The sequence below is a fragment of the Hyphomicrobium sp. genome (assembly GCF_036833075.1).
In the GTDB taxonomy this organism is placed as follows: Bacteria; Pseudomonadota; Alphaproteobacteria; order Rhizobiales; family Hyphomicrobiaceae; genus Hyphomicrobium_C.
The window spans coordinates 1-19,482 of sequence record NZ_DAITQL010000022.1; the positions used below are offsets into that span (position 1 = coordinate 1).

Below are 19,482 nucleotides of genomic sequence, written 5' to 3' on the forward strand. Positions count from 1 at the left end.
ATGGCTCCAGTCTCTCAAGAGTTGGAGCCTCCGGCAAACCCGGGGCGGTTCACTTACCACAATGGAGGTAGCTGCCATCAAGCCCATCAAGCAAGTGAGCCAAACGACTGGCATAGGGACCGTACCTGTCGGCCTGGAAGCGGAGATCGAGCGGATTTGGCAGATGCAGCGCCTGAATGCTGCGTTCCAGAAAGTACGCAAGCTTCTGAACTTCAAGCAACGAGCACTCGATGCCGAGAATCCAATATCTCCGCACGAGTTCGGCCACCAGCGCACGTGCTGGCGTCAACTTTTCAACGCCCGAGCGCTTGGAGACGTTCTGATACTGCTCAACAGGCTCATACACAATCACGCTGACATCAGTCAGCGTACTAAGCGCCGCTTCTATTTTCGGTCGTACGTCGGCCCAGTTGAGGCCACCGTTACCGCTGCCCAAAGGTGGGATCGCAATCGACCGAATGTTCTTCTCGAGGATGACGCGCTTCAAATCCTCAAGACCACTCTCAACCCACTCCATCTTTGAGCTACCACGCCAATGTTCCTTTGTCGGAAAATTGATGATCCACTTCGGGCCGAGCCAGGAGGGGTTCTCGGTCACGAACATGCGACCAACCCGAACCTCCTTCTTCTTGCATGCGGCTTGGTAAGCTTTGAAGTTCTCTGGGAACGCTTCCTTGAACATCAAGGCAATACCTTTGCCCATCACACCGACCGTGTTGACGGTGTTGACTAGTGCGTCGACCTTGGCGTCGAATAGATTGCCACGCGTGAATTCCATCAGAAGTACCAGCTCGGTCTCTTGACCACCTTCATGGTCTGCTTGCGTTCAGCCAATGCTTTAGCCAAAGATTCGCGTACCTCGTCACTGTAGCAGACGAAGCCCGATAGCGCGTCGAGCGGCACATACTTGTGAACAAGAGCTTCGGCCTGATAACGCTCCATCTTCGATGGGTCGTCAGGATCATTGCGGAAATCCCGACGCTGCAGCATCTCCCAGTCGATCTGATCCAGTCGCGCTAGGTCGGAAAAAAACCGGGCGGCGGCGAGATATGCATGCCGATCTGTGAAGAGGAATGAAAGCTTCGCTGCATGAAGTGTTCGAAGCGACGATACAATGATGACAATTTCATCATTGTCCCGCTTCCGAATTCCGGCCCACCCCGTCTTGATATTGTACATCATCGGCGAGAATGTGAGCCCGTCTATCGCGATGGCGACCTCCGCGGCACGGCGCTTTGCCGCCCGCGCCGCCGCTTCCCACGCAGCAGGAGCTGAGTCTCCCTTGTAGGCCTGTGTCAAAGCTTGCTCGGCAGCTTCGTAGTCCGCTGCGGCAGCGAGCACGTTGTGCAGAAGGTGGTCGAGGGTCGCTTCCAGCGCCACGTGGTCCCGCCTCCTCGCTCACGAGTAGTAGCGGTATGAGGGGTTAGGCACCTGATTGTCGGAAAGCTCCGTCATAAGCAGTCCCACCTTGCGCGCGAACGAGACGGTGATGGGGTGCCGCCCGATGCCTTCGCTTGAGTTCCAGTTCATCTTGGTCAGTGCAAGAATTTCAGAGGCGCGCTGGCGGATATCGGTCGGACCGCACGCACCGATCTGCAGCGGCGCGGGAATGTGAGGCCCCGGATATTCTTCCCACCACGGCACATAGCCGCTGGTGAATAGATATGTCTCATTGCCCACAGAACATAGCGTACCCCGCCACGGTTCCTGCGTGCCGCGCCTGATGAGGCGGAACGCCGTGCTGCGCATCCAGATGAGATCGCACACTGGGACCCGCGCCTCGGCCGCGCCTCTGAAACCGGCCTCCTCCTCGCTGTGATACATTGTAGTTTTGTGGACGACGACACGCGCCGGAGCGACGCCCGCAAGCTCCTTATACTTGTCGAGCACATCGTTCATGAGGTCCGCTGCCTGGCGCTCCGTCATGTAGGGCTGGCGGTTATGACGTTGATCGTGTGGGAGCGTCGCGCCCTTAAGCGCAAATGGCTCCACATCGCTGGAGAACGCTTGCGCCACACTGGCGTAGACGACATCGCCTTCGCGGCGCTTCAAGTGGTGAAACGAGATACCGATAAAGCACGTGTTTGCAGGCAAGCCTGCCGGACGCCACGGCTCGTGCCCGGCCTTGTAATAGAGTGAGGTCGCGAGATTCCATGCCCGCGTCGCAACGCTCTGTCCTTCATTGTCCGGACGCATGTAGGTCTCGCGGCGCAGAACCTGGATCGGCACCGGGTTCTGGTGCGTCATGATCTTTGCCTTGAGCGCGCGGTAGAACGTGCGGAACAAAAGATCTTCCGCCTGCGTCCGAAGCTCCTCGGCTGCCTTCAGCTCCTCCGGGTCCGGCTGGAAGAGAGAGAGCTGGTCTTGCTCCTCCTCGCGCTGCAGGCGCTCCAGCGCATGGCGCTCGTTCGGCGACAGCCGCGGATTGCTGATCCGCATGTCGGCCGCCTCGTCAGGCAAACAGACAACGATACAGTCCGGACGCGTATCGCCGAAGAACGTCTGGATCTTGGCGTCGAAAAGATCGAGCAGGTCCTCGAACCGCTCTGGCAGTGACGGACGGTTCATGGCGAACTTCAGGCGCTCATCGTCGAGCGGCCGCACGAACCGATCCTCTACGACGAAGTTGACGCCGAGCGCGCGCTTGGCGCCGGGCCAGTCGCGGTAGCGGCGCGCGTTCTTTTCGCGGGCGACGGCAAAGCCGTTGAGCCGGGCGAGCCACCGGCGGGCAAGGACTACGTCTTCGGCCGCACCGACAAGCGCAAGGCTGATGTCTTTGACAGCCGTATCGACGGCCCCGGCCTTTGCCATGGTACGCCGGGGATCGGGCCCGGTTTCGCCGTGTCCGAACAATAGCGCCGGTTCAGGCAGGCATTCGATTTTGATGTTCAGGCTCATCCCCGATCAATCCAATCTCCGGCACTTCAACGGTGAGGAACGCGGCGTCGAGCAGCAGATCATCGACGTGCCGGCCGCCGATGTTGATGGTTTCGCCGCCCCGCCCCAGGAAACTGCTCCAGAAGGATAGGTCGGCCTCGACGTTCTTGTTGCGGTCGAACTTCACGCGGCTTGTCGCCTTTGCCGCGCGGGCGAAAGACGGCAGCGGCTTTTTGCCGTCGCGGCCGGTGAACATGTAGAATGGCTTGATGCGCACGCCCCACTGCCCACCGAATTCGACGATGTCGTAGCCGAAGCCCTCGTTTTCGAACCAGGCGCGGTATCCCTCGCCGCGCTTCTTCGCGACTTCACGCTTGTTCCCGCGCCGCTGTCGACTGTCCCATGCGATCAGCCGGTTGAGGCCGCCCTCCTTCGCCTCGAAATAGGCGCGGTGCTTTTTCCTGCCTTCAAGGACGAGGCCCTGTTCGGCGAAGCCGCGCAGATGACGCTCCCAATGCTTGCGCAGCAGCCACGACAGAACGCGCTTTGAATCCTCTGATGCTTCAACGTGTTCGCGGGCCACAGTCACGCTGACCTCATGGTCCATCACGGGGCCGATCAGTCCGGCGAAAACCGGAAGCGGCGTGAAGCTCCAGAGCTCTGAGCCGCGAACGATGAACGTGCCGCATTCGGAGAAATCGACATTTCGCGAGAGATCTTCCCATGGCTTCGCAAGCTGCACTATGGAGATCGTTTCGGGCACGACGCTGAACGGCAGCGTGTTGAGCACATAGATGCCGGTCGGTACGTCGGAACGCGCAACCGTCTGCGAGCCGGCGGAAGCCTGCGGCTGCGCCACCCGGGCCTCGAACCAGCCTTCGACGCCATGATGGTAGAAGGCCGACGCGCCGCCCCATCCCGTCATGAGCTGGCCGACATCGATCAGCCCCGTGCCTTCCCGCTCCATAGCGCTCATGCCGAAGAAGATGTCGCAAAGAGCGGGATTGCGAGTATCCGAAACGCTCTCGGTCAGCGTGAAGCGGCCGTCATCGCCGAGCGTGACGAGCCGCGCGACCTTTTGCGTGAGGCCGCCGGGATTGGAGAACGCGATCTCTGCGCTAGGCGTGATGTCGATGCGCGCCGGCTCGTGCACGTCATAGTCGCGGTGGACGATCATATTGACGAGTAGCTCGACGAGCGCGCGCGGCGGGTATGCGCTGCGCTCATCGTGCTGGCGCCGCTTCTTGACCTTGAGCGGCGGATTCACGTCCGCGCTCTCCAACTTGGCGAGCAAGGCCCGGTGCTGCGCGATGAGGTTGCCCTCGAACAGCTCGCGCTTCTTACCCGCCTCGGTAAGCGTTATCGCGGCATGCGGATAGAATGCCTGCGTATTCTTGCCGAAGAGAAGGATCGCGCCGGCGGTGACTTTGTCCGTGCCTCCTTCATATACGAGCAAGCCCTGCTCGCGCATCAGAGGAGTAAGCGTCTCGCGGGTGACGGGCGCGCGCTTGAGCTTGACGCAGTATTCGCGCATTACCGTGAGGGCAAGATCGAGGTCGATGTCGTCTAGCGCCGCGCCGTCAACGACGCGCTCGTCGAAGGCCGGTATGCGGCGGGACTGGCTCGCGAGAGCGGCCTGCGAGCTGTAGCGATCTTCTCCCTCAAGCTCCTTGTCGAGCGCGAGGAGCAGTTCGTCGAAGCCGTCGATCTGGACGAAGCGGAAGTTGGCCCCAACTCGACGCGCAAGCGCCTCGACGTAAGGATGGGGAGTTTCGCCGCGGCGGATGCACCAGTAGATACCGTGAGGGAAATCGAGTCTGCCCTCCTTGTTCTGCCCGAAGAGCCCTTCCATGATTGAAGGCTCGGCACCACGATAGCCAATGACGATGATCGGAGCGCCGTCGAGAAGCGGGCGGAGCAAACCGACGAGCGCGGCGTCGGCGCTCGCGACCTCGCCCGACGCATTTCTGTCGGAATAGTGCTCGGCGCGTCCGTGCAACCAGACGATCTGGCATTTGTTGAAAACGCCGAACTGGGCAGTGTCGCCAGGACTGCGGTTGACCTCGTGGATAGTGCGGATGTGCGGCTGGCGCGCCTTCAGCGAGTCGGGCAGGCAAGGGTCGAAATTCGTTGTCAGCATGGTGCTGACGAGGCCGCGCATGACGAAGCTGGACAAGACATTGTATCCGGCGCTGATTTCGTTTTGCGGGCGCATCAGCTCGGTCAGGACACGCTTGCGGAACTCGGCGGGCCGCAGCAGGTGATCGACGACAAGCGGGAAATTCTCTGCCAGCCGGTCAGCGCCATGGATGAACCATGGAAAGCTTTGCAGCCAGGGCTCCCACTCTCCGGGCTTCACCCGCTCGGGGGGCCGCGCGCCAGCGAGTTGCCGCTCCGAGTAGACGAGCCGGGCGATTTGCTTGACGGCCTCTGCAGCCGTCGGCACGCCGGAGCGAAACGAAGCCCCCGCCCCCAGCAGGATCAGGGGACGCGGCTCATCAGGGGCGCGGAACAGCGGCGCGAGCGTTGAGACGGCCTCTCTGTGCAAGGTCATGGCAGATCTCCTTGCGAGGAGTGTGCTTGATTCGTTCCGGTTCGGCACTTCCCGATCTGGAGGTTGCCAACAGATTGCTGGGGATAGACACGCGGGGGCCGAGCAAATGCGCGGGCTTCTGATACGGAACAATGATGGCCGCCTCAGCAACAAGTGCCGGCGGCTCGCTGTCTCAGCGCTACGGCCGTGGGTTCTGATAGCTGTCAGAGTAGTGAGTTCGACTCCGACATGCGCCCGTTCAGCACCCTTATTGCACAGCAGGCAACAGCAGCCTCACTCTGACATCGTCGGATCAGAAAAGCCCTCGGTTGTACCCGCTGCGCGATACCGACCATAGCCGACCTTGACGAGGAGCCCCTCGATGCACATCTTTGAGAGATAGCAGCGGGGAATCCCGATCGCGCTCAGTTCGGCCGTCTGGACCTCGCCCCGCTCGCGAGCCAACGCCACAGCCCGCTCCCTCAAAGTTGGCTTTGGTCCGCCAGCAAGGCGAATGGCCTCAGCCCGGTCCCGGTCACGTTTGCGTAGTTTCGGTTGCCCCGGCGTGGCCCTTCGTAGGGGAATCGTGATTTCGTAGTTCTCATTTTCTACGGTCGCGGCGAGCCATTTTTACATTTAAAATCAATGGCTCATTGTTCGATGCCTTGGGCGCCGCTGAATAGCCCCCTTACACCCGTGTCGGGGTTCTCCCCCGCTCGATCCATAATTACACGCCGCTACCCGTACGCTCTACGCCGCTCGCGGCCCCTTGTTGGTCTTCACTGCCACTCAAAAACCTTCGCTGTCTCTCCGGATTTTCGAGCTTTTCGCAACCCTTCGCGTCGTGTTCGGCGTTCGCTCTTGCAGCGCTCGCCTGAGCGTCGACGTCGACACGGATAGCGACCGGGCAACATCAGGCGGTGACCGGGTGGATTGGGCCGTGTCGACTGCCGCCGCATCGATCTCCTGCGACGAGAGCTTGCGTGGATGACCGAGGATTTTTCCTCGCGCCCGCGGAGATGCCAAGCCTGCTGTGGTTCGCTCCACGATCAAAGATCTCTCAAACTCAGCCAGCGCTCCCAGCACATGAAACATCAGGCGACCAGGTGCACTCGATGGTCCTACTGAGCTCGTTGCGCTCAGGGCCTACTTCGACGTTCTATAGGGACCATCGAGGTCCGCACGCGCTCATTTCCAGGACCGTATGCACCTCTGGGCCGGGTCGGCTACAGTCCTGCAGCCGAAGCTCTGCTGCCAAGGGGATTGCGAACCATGACGAGTCATGTCCTCGCTATCGACCAGGGGACGACGTCGTCGCGAGCGGTCGTATTTCGTGCCGATATGACGATCGCTGCCATCGCACAGGAGGAACTGCCGCAACACTACCCCGCGCCGGGTTGGGTTGAGCACGATCCCGAGGACATCTTGCGCACTGTGCTCTCAACCGCCCGAGCGGCCCTCGCCAAAGCTGGGCTCACGGCGCGCGACATCGCCGGCATCGGCATCACCAACCAACGCGAAACGACTGTGGTCTGGGAGCGCGCCACGGGCCGGCCGATCCATCGCGCTATCGTCTGGCAGGATCGCCGCACCGCCGACACCTGCCAGCGCCTGAAGGATGCCGGGCATGAAGCACGCGTTTCGTCCGCCACCGGACTGCTGCTCGATCCTTATTTCTCCGGCACCAAGATCGGGTGGCTTTTGCACCACGTGCCGGGCGCGCGCGAGCGGGCTGAGCGCGGTGAACTGGCCTTTGGCACGATCGACAGCTTCCTGCTTTGGCGACTGACCGCAGGCGCAGAGCACGCAACCGACGCCACCAATGCCGGGCGCACACTCCTGTTCGACATTCACAGGAACGCGTGGGACCCGAGGCTTTGCAAGATATTCGGTGTGCCCATGAACTTGCTGCCCGACGTGCGCGACTGTGCCGCCAATTTCGGCAGCACGGCACCAGAGCATTTTGGCGGCCCGATCCCGATCTTAGGGATCGCCGGCGACCAACAGGCCGCCCTCGTCGGGCAAGCCTGCTTCCAGCCTGGCATGATGAAATCGACCTACGGCACCGGCTGCTTCGCCGTGCTCAACACCGGTCGCGAGGCCGTGGCCTCGAAGAGCCGGCTTCTCAGCACGATTGGCTACCGGCTCGGTGGCGAGACGACCTACGCGCTAGAAGGCTCGATCTTCATTGCAGGCGCCGCCGTTCAGTGGCTGCGCGACGGGCTGCACATCTTGGCCTCGGCTTCCGAGGCCAGTCCGATGGCCGAGCGGGCCGATCCCGCGCAGGAGGTGATCCTGGTGCCGGCGTTCGTCGGGCTTGGCGCGCCCTACTGGGACGCCGAAGCGCGCGGCGCCATCTTCGGGCTCACGCGCGCCACGGGGTCGAACGAGCTGGCGCGTGCGGCGCTCGAGGCCGTTTGCTTCCAGACCGCCGATCTCGTTGACGCCATGAGGCGCGACTGGAACAGCCCGGGAGAGACGGTGCTGCGCGTCGATGGAGGCATGGTCGACTCCGAGTGGACGATGCAGCGCTTGGCCGATGTGCTCGGTGCCCCCGTCGACCGGCCGACTGTACGTGAGACCACCGCGCTTGGTGCTGCCTATCTCGCGGGACTTCAGGCTGGTCTCTACCCCGCGCCCGATCAGTTCGCGGAAACCTGGGCACTCGATCGCCGCTTCGCGCCAAGCATGGCGCAGGAGGAGCGAGTGCGCCGGCTGGCGCTGTGGCGGGATGCGGTTGTCCGCACGCTAAGCCGCGCGCCGGTCTTATAGCCTCGCCCAACTCCCATTCGCTGGGTCAGTATTTAGGTCGATGACATGGTGGAGCCCGGAGAATAAATCGGATCCTGATGGCTTGCCGCACTCATCTGGCGCCCGAAAGACGGCAACAGGGACGCGCGCGAAAACATTCATATGCCTGGTGCGGGATTATGGTGAGCTCCCCTGCTCGTGAGCTACCGTGCGCGGCGTTTCGTCAGTTCGGATGCGGAGACAAGTTACGCCACGCTGGATTGCTTCCGGGGCCGGTTGATGAGGGCCGAAATCGCGCTTCGCTCAAGCGGGCGGTGAAAGAAATAGCCCTGAAGGTTGCCGCAGCCGAGCATGGAGAGAAGCCTGCGTTGAGCGGCAGTCTCCACGCCCTCGGCAGTCACAACCATCGATAGCCCGTCGGCAATCACCATCGTTCCTTGAATGAGACTGCGTTTGGTGGAATCCGTTTCCATCGCATCGACGAGAGACCGGTCAATCTTGATCCTGTCGAAGGAGAAGAGTTTCAGGTAGGAGATGCTGCTGAAGCCGGCGCCGAAATCATCCAGTGCTATTGAGAGACCGTTCTCACGGAATTGTTTGAAAACGGCATTGGCGCGCTGAACGTCATCGAGAAGGGCATTTTCGGTGATTTCGAGCTCAACGCGGCGCACGTCGATGCCGCTTGCGCTGATTGTTGCGAGCGTGCGCTCCACCAGCTTTTCATTCTTCAGCTGAACCGGTGAAATGTTTACGGCAATCTTGAGGTCCGGCCATGCCAGGCCGTCGTGACAGGCTTTGGAAAGGACAATGTCTCCAAGATCGTCAATGAGGCCGTTCTGCTCCGCAACGGCAATGAAGCGTTCTGTGCCAACCTGCCTCGGCGACGATGAGGGCCATCTGGCCAGCGCTTCGACCCCGACCATGCGGTTACTGCGGGCACACATGATGGGCTGGTAGCGGACCTCGATGGCGCCTTCCCGGATGATCGCGCGCAACTCCTCGGCGATGTCCCAGTTCTCGCTGGTTTCCTTGTCCAGGTCGGAGACATATTCGGTAATCCGCTTCTTGCCGTTTTCCTTCGAGCGGTACATGGCAACATCGGCGCGGCGAAGCAGTTCCTGAAAGCCCAAGGTGCCGTCGGAGGAGGCAATTCCGATGCTGGCTCCTATCGGAGCTTTTCGGCCATTGAGGTTGAAAGGCGTGGCGACGAATGCCAACACATCGTCCGCAAACGCCCTGGCATCTTCCAGGGCAGAGGCCCCGGAAAACACGGCGGCAAACTCGTCGCCGCCGACGCGTGCCAACCCTGCAAGGGCCTGCTTCCCTGATAACTCAGCGAAGCCGGCGGCGACGATGCGGATCAGCTCATCGCCCGCGGAATGCCCGTACGAGTCGTTGACATGCTTGAAGCCATCGAGATCGATGAACACGACGGCATGAGGCAACGCCGAGGGTCCGCCGCATGTCGTCAACAGGCCGGGCCGGTTTAGGATACCGGTCAAGGCGTCGTGGTTTGCGTCTTTTCGCGCGCTGTCCTCCCGCTCGGCAAGGCTCCGCACGAGGCGCCAGCACAAGGCCGCGATACCAGCCATGACAAGGAGCAGGAGTCCTACGGCGGCAAAAGCCTTGTTCATTGCCAATGAGCGCGCCTGGTCGCCGGGACGTCTTTCATCCCAAACGGCCTTTGCAACGGGAGCGCCGTAGACCCCGGACACCAAGTAGCCGTCAAACGTCGAAGATAGAGGCTCGAGGCGCAGGTTATCGAGAACGTATTCGTCACCGAGGTTTTCGACAAAGCTTGCATCGAGATACTCGATAAGGACGAGGTACCGCTTTTCTTGCGGCACCGGAATATCCTTCGAGGTCGGCAGGATGGGAGACGCAGCGACGAGGGCTAAGCCGCCCGGCACCTCCATGACCGAAGCTGCCGCCTGTGTTCTGCTTGTGTCTGTGGACAGGCCACCCAGCAGGACGTCCAGGCCTTTGAAGTACGTTGACGTGTCCGGAAGGAAGGGCTTTCCCTTCAGGTAGCCCTCGACCGCATAGCCCAAAGAGCCTTCGACGATCAGGAACGCGTCGTAGATCCCGGCTTCATAGGTGCCGACCGCCCATGTCTTTGCGACCCATTTTGACGAGGTTTGCGGATAGACATTTCTGGCGGCGTCATCGCGGAACGCGTTGTCCAGAACCGTTTGCCGCATCTGGGCTTTTGCAGCCGCAAAGGCCGAATGCACCACTTCCCGGCTGCGGTCATTGTCGGCCTGGTTGGCCCCGGTGGAGACCTGGGACACGAGATCGTAAGAGAGCAGGCTCACACCGGCAGAGGCCAGAACGAGCGGCACTCCCACGGTCAAGGCGAACGTCCAGCCATATAAGCGCATCACCCAACCGGCTTCTTTCGCATTGCGGCTTCCGGTCACGGACCTTACAGGTTGGCTCTTAAGGATTTGTAATCGCTAATAACTGCCGACCGGCCTGTCTTTTCCCGGATACCGCGGTCCTGGCGCGGCAACTGGCTGCCTTGAGGCACAGACTGGGCCGGCTGCCCGGCAGAACGCTGGCCATGGATTCCGACTTCGTACCGCCGAAAAAAAAATCGAAACGTGCCGTTTTGAAAGCAAGGATCGGAGTGAAGACCCGGCGCCGGCGGCCTATCTTTCGAAATGATCCGCGATGAAGAAAGACCGAAAGATGCAGAGGCTCTCCGACCGGCGCCGACCCGCCGAGGCCGGGCACACGCGCGCCGAGACGACGTACTGGAACGCCGTCCGCACCCGCGACCGCGTCTTCGACGGCATGTTCTACTATTCCGTGGCGACCACCGGCGTCTATTGCCGGCCGTCGTGCCCTGCGCGGCTGGCGAAGCGCGAGAACGTGGCCTTCCATGCCACGTGCGAAGACGCAGAGCGCGCGGGCTTCCGTCCCTGCAGGCGCTGCCGGCCGAACGAGCCGTCGCTGCACGATCGTTATGCGGCGAAGGTCGCCGAGGCGTGCCGCCTGATCGAGGAGGCGGAGGAGGCGCCCACGCTCGCCACGCTGGCCCGCGCGACGGGCCTCAGCCCGTACCACTTCCATCGCGTGTTCAAGGCCGTCGCCGGCCTCACCCCCAAAGCCTACGCCGTCGCGCATCGCCAGAAGCGCGTGCGCGAGACCTTGAAGAGGAGCACATCCGTGACCGAAGCCATCCACGCGGCCGGGTTCAATTCCAGCGGACGGTTCTATGCCGGGTCCGCCGGCGCCCTCGGCATGACCCCAACGGATTTCCGCTCCGGCGGCGCCAACGCCGAGATCCGCTTCGCGGTCGGCGAATGCTCGCTGGGCTCGATCCTGGTTGCAGCCAGCGACAAGGGCATCGCGGCGATCCTGCTCGGCGACGACCCCGAAGCCCTCGTGCACGATCTCGAGGACCGCTTTCCGAAAGCCAATCTCATCGGCGGCGATCGCGCCTTCGAGGACGTGATGGCAAAGGTCGTGGGGCTGGTGGAAGCGCCGGAGACCGGGCTCGATCTGCCGCTCGACGTTCGCGGCACCGCGTTCCAGCACCGCGTCTGGCAGGCATTGCGGGAGATCCCGGCCGGGACCACCGCGACCTACAGCGAGATCGCCGGCCGGATCGGCATGCCGAAAGCGGTGCGGGCCGTGGCTTCCGCCTGCGCGGCCAACAAGATCGCCGTGGCCATTCCGTGCCATCGCGTGGTTCGCAACGACGGCACGCTGTCGGGCTACCGCTGGGGCGTCGAACGCAAGCGCAAGCTGCTCGAGCGCGAAAGCCACGCGTCCCGGGCGACGCCTTGATGGCGTGCCGCCGCGCCAGACAGCGCCGCGGCGACGCCTCGCTCTTCAACGGAAACGGCGTTCAACGGAAAACGGCGCCCCGCTATGGAGCGCCGCCGCATCCGTTCGGCGATCACGAGGTCCGTCAGCGCGGCGGATAAAGCCATCCGGGTCCGACCGACTCGCTCCGCGTCGGCTGGCGAGCGAGGCCGTTGTTGAAGGCGCCGGGGCCAAAGTCGAAGCCCTTGTCGGAGATCGACTCGCCGATCGGCGGCAGCACCGAGTTAGGGTCCATCGCTCCGAAGCCGATCGTGGGCGCGGCATTGGCCTTCGGCGCAGCCTGGGCCGAAGGCTGCGAGGTGCCCTGGCTTTCGAACGAGAACGCGAGCGCGGCCTGTGCGCCCACGACAACCGCGACACCTGCGACCGCAGCGACTATCAAAGATCTCATCGCCCATCCATCCAGATCGATCCGCCCGCGCACCCGACCTTTGGGCCCCGCGGAACACATGCGTGCAACATGGCGCATGAATCGAGGCATTCAAAGGGCGCAACCGCCCGCCGGGCCTGCCCGTGGGCGCCAATTCCGGCAAGTGTGTCCTCAGGGCCACTCCGGACGCCCGGGATGAAACCCGGTTTTTCTCACGCCGCCGGCCGGGGCTCCGGTCTTTTCGCGAGGTCACGGCAGGAGGGCAAAAAAAACGAACCCGCATCGGGCGGGTCCGCCAAAGGATCGAGGAAACAAATGCGCGGCATGCAGTCGGAGGCAGACGGTCAGGTCTTGTCCGCCGGCGCGTGGCTCTTCGAGTGCGTCGTGGCGGGATGCATCGGCTTGGTCGGGGCCGGCTTGTGGTACGTGGCCCTGTGCGCCGCGGCCTTGTGCAGGCAATCGCGACGGAAAGCGGCACGCGCCTTTCCATGGAGCCCCTTGGCGTCGGCCGCCGCCGAGCACTGCAGCGACGCCTGCGTGTGCGGATGCCCGACATGGGGGGCCTTTTGGGCGTTTGCAGCCGAAGCGGCGCCGGCCGAGCCGGCCGCCATCAGAAGGGCGCTCATCACAAGGGCGATACGTTTAGACATTGGAAAAACCTCGCAAGGTTGAATGGTATCAGCCGCCGCCAACATGACGCGACGGGCGGCTGCCGGGCCCTGCAGCTCGCCGAGCCCGACGAGCGCCATAAGACGCTCCGATCCTCACGCCCGTCTTGCCGGGACCGTACGGATTGGTAAGGCGCCGGCCAAAAGTCGACGGGCGCGGGCGCCGATGCGCATTTGATCGCCGTCCGGTTGTCCCCCATATTCCGCCCATGGCCCGTCCCCCGAAATCGTCCGGTTCGTCGAAGGCCCCGCGGCCGTCCCGCGGGCGATCCGGCAAGCCCCCCGCGCCGCCGGTGGAAACGGCGGCCGGCACGCCGGGATTCGGCGAGGCGCCGCAGATGTCGTTCACGGCCGCCGGCCCGTTGGGAGAACTCGGGCCGGCCTATTTCGCCGAGCAGGCCCGGCTGGAGGCCGAAGGGGCTCGGAAGCCGCTTCCCGCGCTCCGCCAGCAAGGCCCGCTGCCGCCGCGCGCCGCCGCCGGCGAGAGCCTTGGCGACAGCCTCAACGCCATCCTCACGCGACCGCACGAGCGCACCGACCGGGCGAAGGAGATCCTCGCCCGCCAGCCGATGATCGCCTCACACCCGCTGGTGTCCGGCGAGAGCCGCATGTTCACGCCGCACCGTCCCGAGCGTCCGGAGAAGAGCGAAGGCGGGCGGCGCTTCGAGATCGTCTCCGAGTACGAGCCCAGGGGCGACCAGCCGACCGCTATCGCCGATCTCGTCGCCGGCGTGCAGGAGAACGAGCGCACGCAGGTGCTGCTTGGCGTGACGGGCTCGGGCAAGACGTTCACGATGGCCCAGGTCATCGCGGCGACCCAGCGCCCGGCGCTCATCCTGGCCCCCAACAAGACGCTCGCCGCGCAGCTCTACGGCGAGATGAAGAGCTTCTTTCCGGATAACGCGGTCGAGTACTTCGTCTCCTATTACGACTATTACCAGCCGGAGGCCTACGTCCCGCGCACGGACACCTACATCGAGAAAGAAGCCGACATCAACGAGCAGATCGACCGCATGCGCCACGCGGCGACGCGCGCGCTGCTCGAGCGCGACGACGTCATCATCGTCGCGTCGGTCTCCTGCATCTACGGTATCGGCTCGGTCGAGACCTATACGGCCATGACCTTCGCGGTGAAGCTCGGCGAGCGCCTCTCGCGCGACCAGCTCCTCGCCGATCTCGTGGCGCTGCACTACCGCCGCAACGACGCGGCCTTCGTGCGCGGCAATTTCCGCGTCCGCGGCGACACGGTGGAGGTGTTCCCGGCCCACTACGAGGACCGCGCTTGGCGCATCTCGCTCTTCGGCGACGAAGTGGAAAGCATCACCGAGTTCGATCCCCTGACCGGCCAGAAGACCGACGACCTGGCGCTGATCAAGCTCTACGCCAACTCGCATTACGTGACGCCTAAGCCGACGCTGCAGCAGGCGATCAAGTCGATCAAGGCCGAGTTGAAGCAGCGACTGGATGAGCTCTACGCCACCGGCAAGCTGCTCGAAGCCCAGCGCCTCGAGCAGCGCACCGTCTTCGACATGGAGATGATGGAGGCGACCGGCTCCTGCGCGGGCATCGAGAACTACTCGCGCTATCTGACGGGCCGCAATCCCGGCGACCCGCCGCCGACGCTGTTCGAGTATCTCCCCGACAACGCGCTCGTGTTCGTCGACGAGAGCCACGTCACCGTGCCCCAGATCGGCGGCATGTTCCGCGGCGACTACCGCCGCAAGGCGACGCTCGCGGAATACGGCTTCCGTCTTCCCTCCTGCATGGACAACCGCCCGTTGCGCTTCGAGGAATGGGACGCCATGCGCCCGCAGACCGTCGCCGTCTCGGCGACGCCCGGCGGCTGGGAGCTGGCCGAGACCGGCGGCAGCTTCGCCGAGCAGGTCATCCGCCCCACCGGCCTCATCGACCCGCCGGTCGAGGTGCGCCCGGCCAAGAGCCAGGTCGACGACCTGCTGGACGAGGTGCGGCAGGTGGCGAAGAAGGGCTACCGCTCGCTCGTCACCACGCTGACCAAGCGCATGGCCGAGGACCTGACCGAGTACATGCACGAAGCGGGAATCCGCGTGCGCTACATGCACTCGGACATCGAGACTCTGGAGCGCATCGAGATCATCCGCGACCTCAGGCTCGGCGCGTTCGACGTGCTGATCGGCATCAACCTTCTTCGCGAGGGCCTCGACATTCCGGAATGCGCGCTGGTCGCCATTCTCGACGCCGACAAGGAAGGGTTTTTGCGCAGCGAGACCTCGCTCGTGCAGACCATCGGCCGCGCGGCGCGCAACGTCGACGGCCGGGTCATCCTCTACGCCGAGCAGATGACCGGCTCCATGGAGCGCGCCATCGCCGAGACCGATCGGCGCCGCGAAAAGCAGATGGCCTACAATGCCGAGCACGGCATCACGCCGGAGAGCATCAAGCGCAACATCCAGGACGTGCTGTCGTCCGTCTACGAGCAGGATCACGTTACGGTGGACGCCGGCCTCGCCGACAGCCCAACGGTCGGCCACAACCTCGCTGCCGTCATCGAGGACATGGAGCAGCGCATGCGCGAAGCCGCCGCCGACCTCGAGTTCGAGACCGCCGCGCGGCTGCGCGACGAGATCAAGCGGCTGCGCGAGACCGAGCTTGCCGTCGCCGATGATCCGCTCGCGCGCCAGTCAGCCGTCGAGGACCAGGCCGGAAGCTTCAAGGGCGAGCGCAAGTACGGCGCCAAGGCCAACGTTCTCGCCGAGCCGAAAACCGCACGCAAAACGCCCTCGCCCGCCGCCGGCGCACCGGGAGCAGGCACGGACCAGGGGAACAATCGCTCCCGCATCGCCACCGACTACGAGCCGGTGCAGCCGACCTATGCGCAATCCGCATCGCGCCCGTCGTCACGCGTCCGCAAACCCTCGCTCGACGACATGGGCCCCGGTACCGACCGCGCCATCCCGCGCCGCCCAGACATCGATCCGCGCACGAAGGCTGGCGCGTTCGGCGAAGGGGTGCGTGGCCCGCACAAGCCGACGCTCGACGAGATGGGCCCGCACGCGTCGCTGGCGGTGAAAAAAGCCTCCGGCCCGCTGCCGAAGAAGCCCGACCTCACCAATGCGCCAAAGCCGACGATCACGCGCGAGATCGAAACCGAGACCGAGCAGAAGCGCCGCAAAGGCCGCTCCCGCAAAACAGGCCGGCCGGGACAATAGTTTGGCCCGCACGCCGAACGCCCCCGCGCGACGCCCGATCGCGCCCCTATGCAGAGATGCCCCACCGGTTGCACATCCCCGCCGATCGCTTCCGGCAGAGAACACCTTGACGCCGCCCCAGCGGTCGCAGACGGTGCGGTCGCTGCGCGCGAATGCCGTCAGCCGGGAGAGAGGGAACACGCTGCATGAGCAAAATCGGGCGCATCTTCCTGACCGGCCTTCTGGCCGCCCTGCCGCTGCTGCTCACGATCTTCATCCTGGGGTGGCTGCTCTCGCTGGTCTATCACTACCTCGGACCGAGAAGCGGGTTCGGCCGCTTCCTCATATCGCACGGCTTCGGCGCGGAAGCGTCCGAGCTCGCGCCCTATCTGATCGGCCTCGCGCTCGTCGTCGGGGGCCTGTTCGCGCTCGGGCTCGTGGTCCACTCGCGCATCGGCTCCTGGTTTGCGACGCTCTTCGACCGGCTGATCCGCCGCATTCCCGTGGTCTCGAACATCTATGACGTCTCGAGCCGGTTCGTCTCCATCGTCGACGCCAAGAACGGCGACAGCATCAAGAACATGAGCCCCGTATGGTGCTTCTTCGGCGGCAAGCCGGGGGCAGCCGTTCTCGCCCTGCTCCCCGCGAAGGCGCCGATCCGCTTCGGTGGCGAGGATTATCTCGGCGTGCTCGTACCGTCGGCGCCGGTCCCCTTCGGCGGCGCGCTGATTTACGTGCCCGCTGCCTGGATCGAGCCTGCGGACGGCGGCATCGATGAGCTGATGAGCGTCTACGTCTCGATGGGCATCACGCCGCCCACCACGGGCGCGGGAACGACGGCGCGCGCATCGGCAGGCTGAGCCGAGGCAGACCGAGCCGAGCCGGGGGCGGCCACCGCCCCCTGCGGGCTTTCCTCGCGCCGGATCTCGCTTAGTCGCAGTGCCTCAGTCGCACGCCCGCCGGCGTGCCGTGCAGGTCGTCGTGAAGGTATCGTCCTTGCACTGCATGGAGATCGGCCCGGCCGCCTTCCAGCCGTGATCGGCGATGGCATTCTTGAGCGCGGCTTCCGCCATGAATTCGGCCACGGCGCGCGTCGGCATCTGCGCCACGCCGCCGGCTTTGCGACAGGCCGCATCGGCGCCGAAGCTCCCGAGCGTGAGAGACGCGGCAAGCGCGAGCGTAAAGCGGAAAGCAGTCATGGCAGCTTCTCCATCCCCGGTTGACGCGCGCACCTTACGCAGAAGCGGAAGCGGCGAACCTTACGGTTGAGACACCCGGAAAAATCCATGCGGATAACCCCCGACCGTGTCGCGACAGCCACGGACCCCCGGGGTCCGTCGGAAAATCCGATCCCGGTCCGACTAGGAATAACCTCTTGATGTCACACTTATCGTGCGCCTTGCCAGCCGGTCGCGAGGAGCCTCGTCTCGTCGTCCGTCCCGAATGCCTCGCCGCTGATCATGGCCTCGACCATTGCATCGATGGAGGCGATGCCGGCGCCGGTGGCGGTCTGGTATCCCTCGGGCGAGGCGGCTTGCTTCGGCGTTTCGACGTGCTGCGCGATACGCCATGCGCCCGCGGCGTCACGGCATGCGAGGCCGGCGAAATCCCGATCCGCCTCCGCCGTCCTGACCCGATATTCGCGGCAGACCGTGTTGTCCGCGGTCCGGAACGACAGCACGGGAACGACGGATGCGCGGGCCCGGTCGGACCTCGATTCGGTGCCGCTGGGGTTTGTCTCGAGGGCCTCGGCGAGGGCTTCGCCCGCGACCAGATGCGATCCGGATGCGACAATCAGCGATGCGGGCTGGTCTCCGCGGCCGGCCATCCAGCCGGCGGCCGCGCCCGCCACCACGAGTGCCGCCACGCCCGCGGCCAACGCGGGCGTCATTCCGTCCGGCATCAGGGCCGCTGCCGCTCGGCGCACGAGATCGACCAGCCGTCCCCCGAACGGGAGACCAGCGGCGCTCGCGCGCGCCGGGGGGCGTGCGCGGCGGATGGCAGCGATCAGGCGTTCCGGAACCGGCTCGTGCAGCGTCGGCCCGAAGGCCGAGGCAAGCTCGGCGCGCGTCCGGATGAAGGGCTCCATGCGCTGGCGCAGGACGGGATCATGCCGCAGCATCCGCTCGAGCGCCTGGCACTCCTCGGGCGTCAGTTCGCCGTCGGCATAAGCCATAAGGACTTCATCGGAGACTCGACTCATGTGGCTCTCACCGTTCTCGGCTTGAAAGAGGAACTGGCGACGGCGACGCGGCGGCGGGAACGTCCATCAAGGCCGCGTAAAGGGCCTGGCGGGCGCGTGACAAGCGGCTCATGACGGTACCGATGGGAATGCCGAGAACGCTTGCCGCCTCCTTGTAGGAAACGCCCTCGACGCACACCATCGCGACCAGCACCTGCTGGTCGGCCGGGAGCCGGGAGATGCCTTCGGTCACGGCGGCGAGGGTGAGTCGGTTCTCCGTGATGGCCCGGCCGTCCATACCGACCAGATTTTCCACCTCGTCGAGCTGCCGCTGGTCGCCCTGCGCTCTGCGGCCGCGGTGAAGGTCGACCCATATGTTTTGCGCAATACGGTACATCCAGCTATCTAAACTTGTTCCAGGTTTCCATTGGTCCAGATGCGCGAGGGCACGCTCGCACGTGTCCTGCACGAGGTCATCGGCCTTGTCTCTGTCGCCGGTCAACGCAAGAGCGAATCTGCGCAGACGCGGCAGTAGCTGGATCATCCGCGACTGGATTTCATCCACCACGGCCCCCCTCCCGCGACTATTGGGTACAACGCGACCCCCCATTGATTATTCCTGAGCGCGGTGTTTTTGGGGCGCGTGTGGCTTTTTGGGGGCGTCCCGCCGCGGATCAGCCCAGCAGGCGCCCTTCGAGCTGGATGATGCAGCTTTCGATATTGTGCAGAATTTCCTCGGTTTTCTCGAGGTCTCGCCGGATGCCGTTGAGGTCGGGCAGGGCCTTTTTGCGGATGAAGACGCGGGAGATGCGCCTCAGGGCGGCAAAGAGTCCGCGCCGGCGCGCCTCGCGTCTCGCCGCGTCCTCGGCACGCGCCACGGTGCGGCGTGCGCGGAGCTCCTGGCTGGTGATTCGGCGCTTCAGGAGCGCCAGCTCCTTCTTCTTGTGGCGCAGCTCCTTGATCGCGGCCTTGGCCTCGGTCGCGGATTTCACCTCGACCAGAACCTCCGTGCCGTCGATACGCGCGAAACGCATCTCCCTCGGTTGCATGCCTCACGCTCTCCCCGAACACCGTCCTGGCGGGACCCTACACGCCGGTCC

17 protein-coding genes are annotated in these 19,482 nt (G+C 64.3%); 4 read left to right on the plus strand and 13 right to left on the minus strand.

Annotated features, from left to right (window positions below; translation table 11 throughout):
- Positions 1-49: 49 nt before the first annotated feature.
- The 6 genes from darG to V7082_RS21535 all read right to left on the minus strand — a co-directional run bounded on the left by darG (position 50) and on the right by V7082_RS21535 (position 6,553).
- Entirely contained in the window at positions 50-778 is a 729-nt protein-coding gene (gene darG / locus V7082_RS08690; protein WP_334147709.1) for a type II toxin-antitoxin system antitoxin DNA ADP-ribosyl glycohydrolase DarG, read from the minus strand.
- Positions 778-1,380: a type II toxin-antitoxin system toxin DNA ADP-ribosyl transferase DarT gene (gene darT / locus V7082_RS08695; protein WP_334147711.1), complete on the minus strand. Its 603-nt coding sequence runs from the start codon at positions 1,378-1,380 to the stop codon at positions 778-780. The genes darG and darT overlap by 1 nt, the downstream gene beginning before the upstream one ends.
- Before the next feature lie 18 nt (positions 1,381-1,398).
- On the minus strand, positions 1,399-2,898 hold the full coding sequence (locus V7082_RS08700; protein ID WP_334147713.1) for a hypothetical protein: 1,500 nt from the start codon (positions 2,896-2,898) through the stop codon (positions 1,399-1,401).
- Entirely contained in the window at positions 2,864-5,431 is a 2,568-nt protein-coding gene (locus tag V7082_RS08705; protein ID WP_334147714.1) for a hypothetical protein, read from the minus strand. Before V7082_RS08705 ends, V7082_RS08700 begins: the two co-directional genes overlap by 35 nt.
- Before the next feature lie 273 nt (positions 5,432-5,704).
- Entirely contained in the window at positions 5,705-5,881 is a 177-nt protein-coding gene (locus V7082_RS08710; RefSeq protein WP_334147716.1) for a type IV toxin-antitoxin system AbiEi family antitoxin domain-containing protein, read from the minus strand.
- 318 nt (positions 5,882-6,199) lie between these two features.
- The gene (locus V7082_RS21535; protein WP_442909772.1) at positions 6,200-6,553 is read right to left on the minus strand and encodes a recombinase family protein; all 354 of its coding nucleotides are present in this window, start codon (positions 6,551-6,553) and stop codon (positions 6,200-6,202) included.
- 129 nt (positions 6,554-6,682) lie between these two features.
- Between V7082_RS21535 and glpK the strand changes: the two genes are divergently transcribed.
- Entirely contained in the window at positions 6,683-8,182 is a 1,500-nt protein-coding gene (gene glpK, locus V7082_RS08715) for a glycerol kinase GlpK (protein ID WP_334147718.1), read from the plus strand.
- 224 nt (positions 8,183-8,406) lie between these two features.
- Here the strand turns inward: glpK and V7082_RS08720 are convergent, their stop codons facing one another.
- A complete protein-coding gene (locus V7082_RS08720) occupies positions 8,407-10,581 on the minus strand; it encodes a bifunctional diguanylate cyclase/phosphodiesterase (RefSeq protein WP_334147720.1) in 2,175 nt (724 codons plus the stop codon).
- A 271-nt stretch (positions 10,582-10,852) separates the two neighbouring features.
- On the opposite strand from V7082_RS08720, the gene ada reads away from it, so the two are divergent.
- Positions 10,853-11,956, plus strand: a complete 1,104-nt coding sequence (gene ada / locus V7082_RS08725; protein ID WP_442909773.1) for a bifunctional DNA-binding transcriptional regulator/O6-methylguanine-DNA methyltransferase Ada — start codon at positions 10,853-10,855, stop codon at positions 11,954-11,956.
- 124 nt (positions 11,957-12,080) lie between these two features.
- On the opposite strand, the gene V7082_RS08730 is transcribed toward ada, so the two are convergent.
- Positions 12,081-12,386 (minus strand): hypothetical protein, encoded by a 306-nt coding sequence (locus V7082_RS08730; RefSeq protein WP_334147725.1) that lies wholly within the window; start codon positions 12,384-12,386, stop codon positions 12,081-12,083.
- Between the two features lie 323 nt (positions 12,387-12,709).
- Complete coding sequence (locus V7082_RS08735; RefSeq protein ID WP_334147726.1) at positions 12,710-13,015, minus strand: PsiF family protein; 306 nt, start codon at positions 13,013-13,015, stop codon at positions 12,710-12,712.
- Positions 13,016-13,242: 227 nt separating this feature from the next.
- On the opposite strand from V7082_RS08735, the gene uvrB reads away from it, so the two are divergent.
- Positions 13,243-16,221 carry an excinuclease ABC subunit UvrB gene (gene uvrB, locus V7082_RS08740; RefSeq protein ID WP_442909771.1) on the plus strand — a complete coding sequence of 993 codons (2,979 nt, stop codon included), beginning with the start codon at positions 13,243-13,245 and terminating at the stop codon, positions 16,219-16,221.
- Positions 16,222-16,406: 185 nt separating this feature from the next.
- Entirely contained in the window at positions 16,407-17,060 is a 654-nt protein-coding gene (locus V7082_RS08745) for a DUF502 domain-containing protein (RefSeq protein WP_334147730.1), read from the plus strand.
- 84 nt (positions 17,061-17,144) lie between these two features.
- On the opposite strand, the gene V7082_RS08750 is transcribed toward V7082_RS08745, so the two are convergent.
- From V7082_RS08750 to V7082_RS08765, 4 genes are all read right to left on the minus strand, one after another.
- Complete coding sequence (locus tag V7082_RS08750) at positions 17,145-17,399, minus strand: hypothetical protein (RefSeq protein ID WP_334147732.1); 255 nt, start codon at positions 17,397-17,399, stop codon at positions 17,145-17,147.
- Positions 17,400-17,587: 188 nt separating this feature from the next.
- A complete protein-coding gene (locus V7082_RS08755) occupies positions 17,588-18,403 on the minus strand; it encodes a hypothetical protein (RefSeq protein WP_334147734.1) in 816 nt (271 codons plus the stop codon).
- Between the two features lie 7 nt (positions 18,404-18,410).
- A complete protein-coding gene (locus V7082_RS08760; RefSeq protein ID WP_334147736.1) occupies positions 18,411-18,950 on the minus strand; it encodes an RNA polymerase sigma factor in 540 nt (179 codons plus the stop codon).
- A gap of 106 nt (positions 18,951-19,056) precedes the next feature.
- Positions 19,057-19,431, minus strand: coding sequence for a hypothetical protein (locus tag V7082_RS08765; RefSeq protein ID WP_334147738.1), 375 nt, complete (start codon positions 19,429-19,431; stop codon positions 19,057-19,059).
- Positions 19,432-19,482 lie beyond the last annotated feature (51 nt).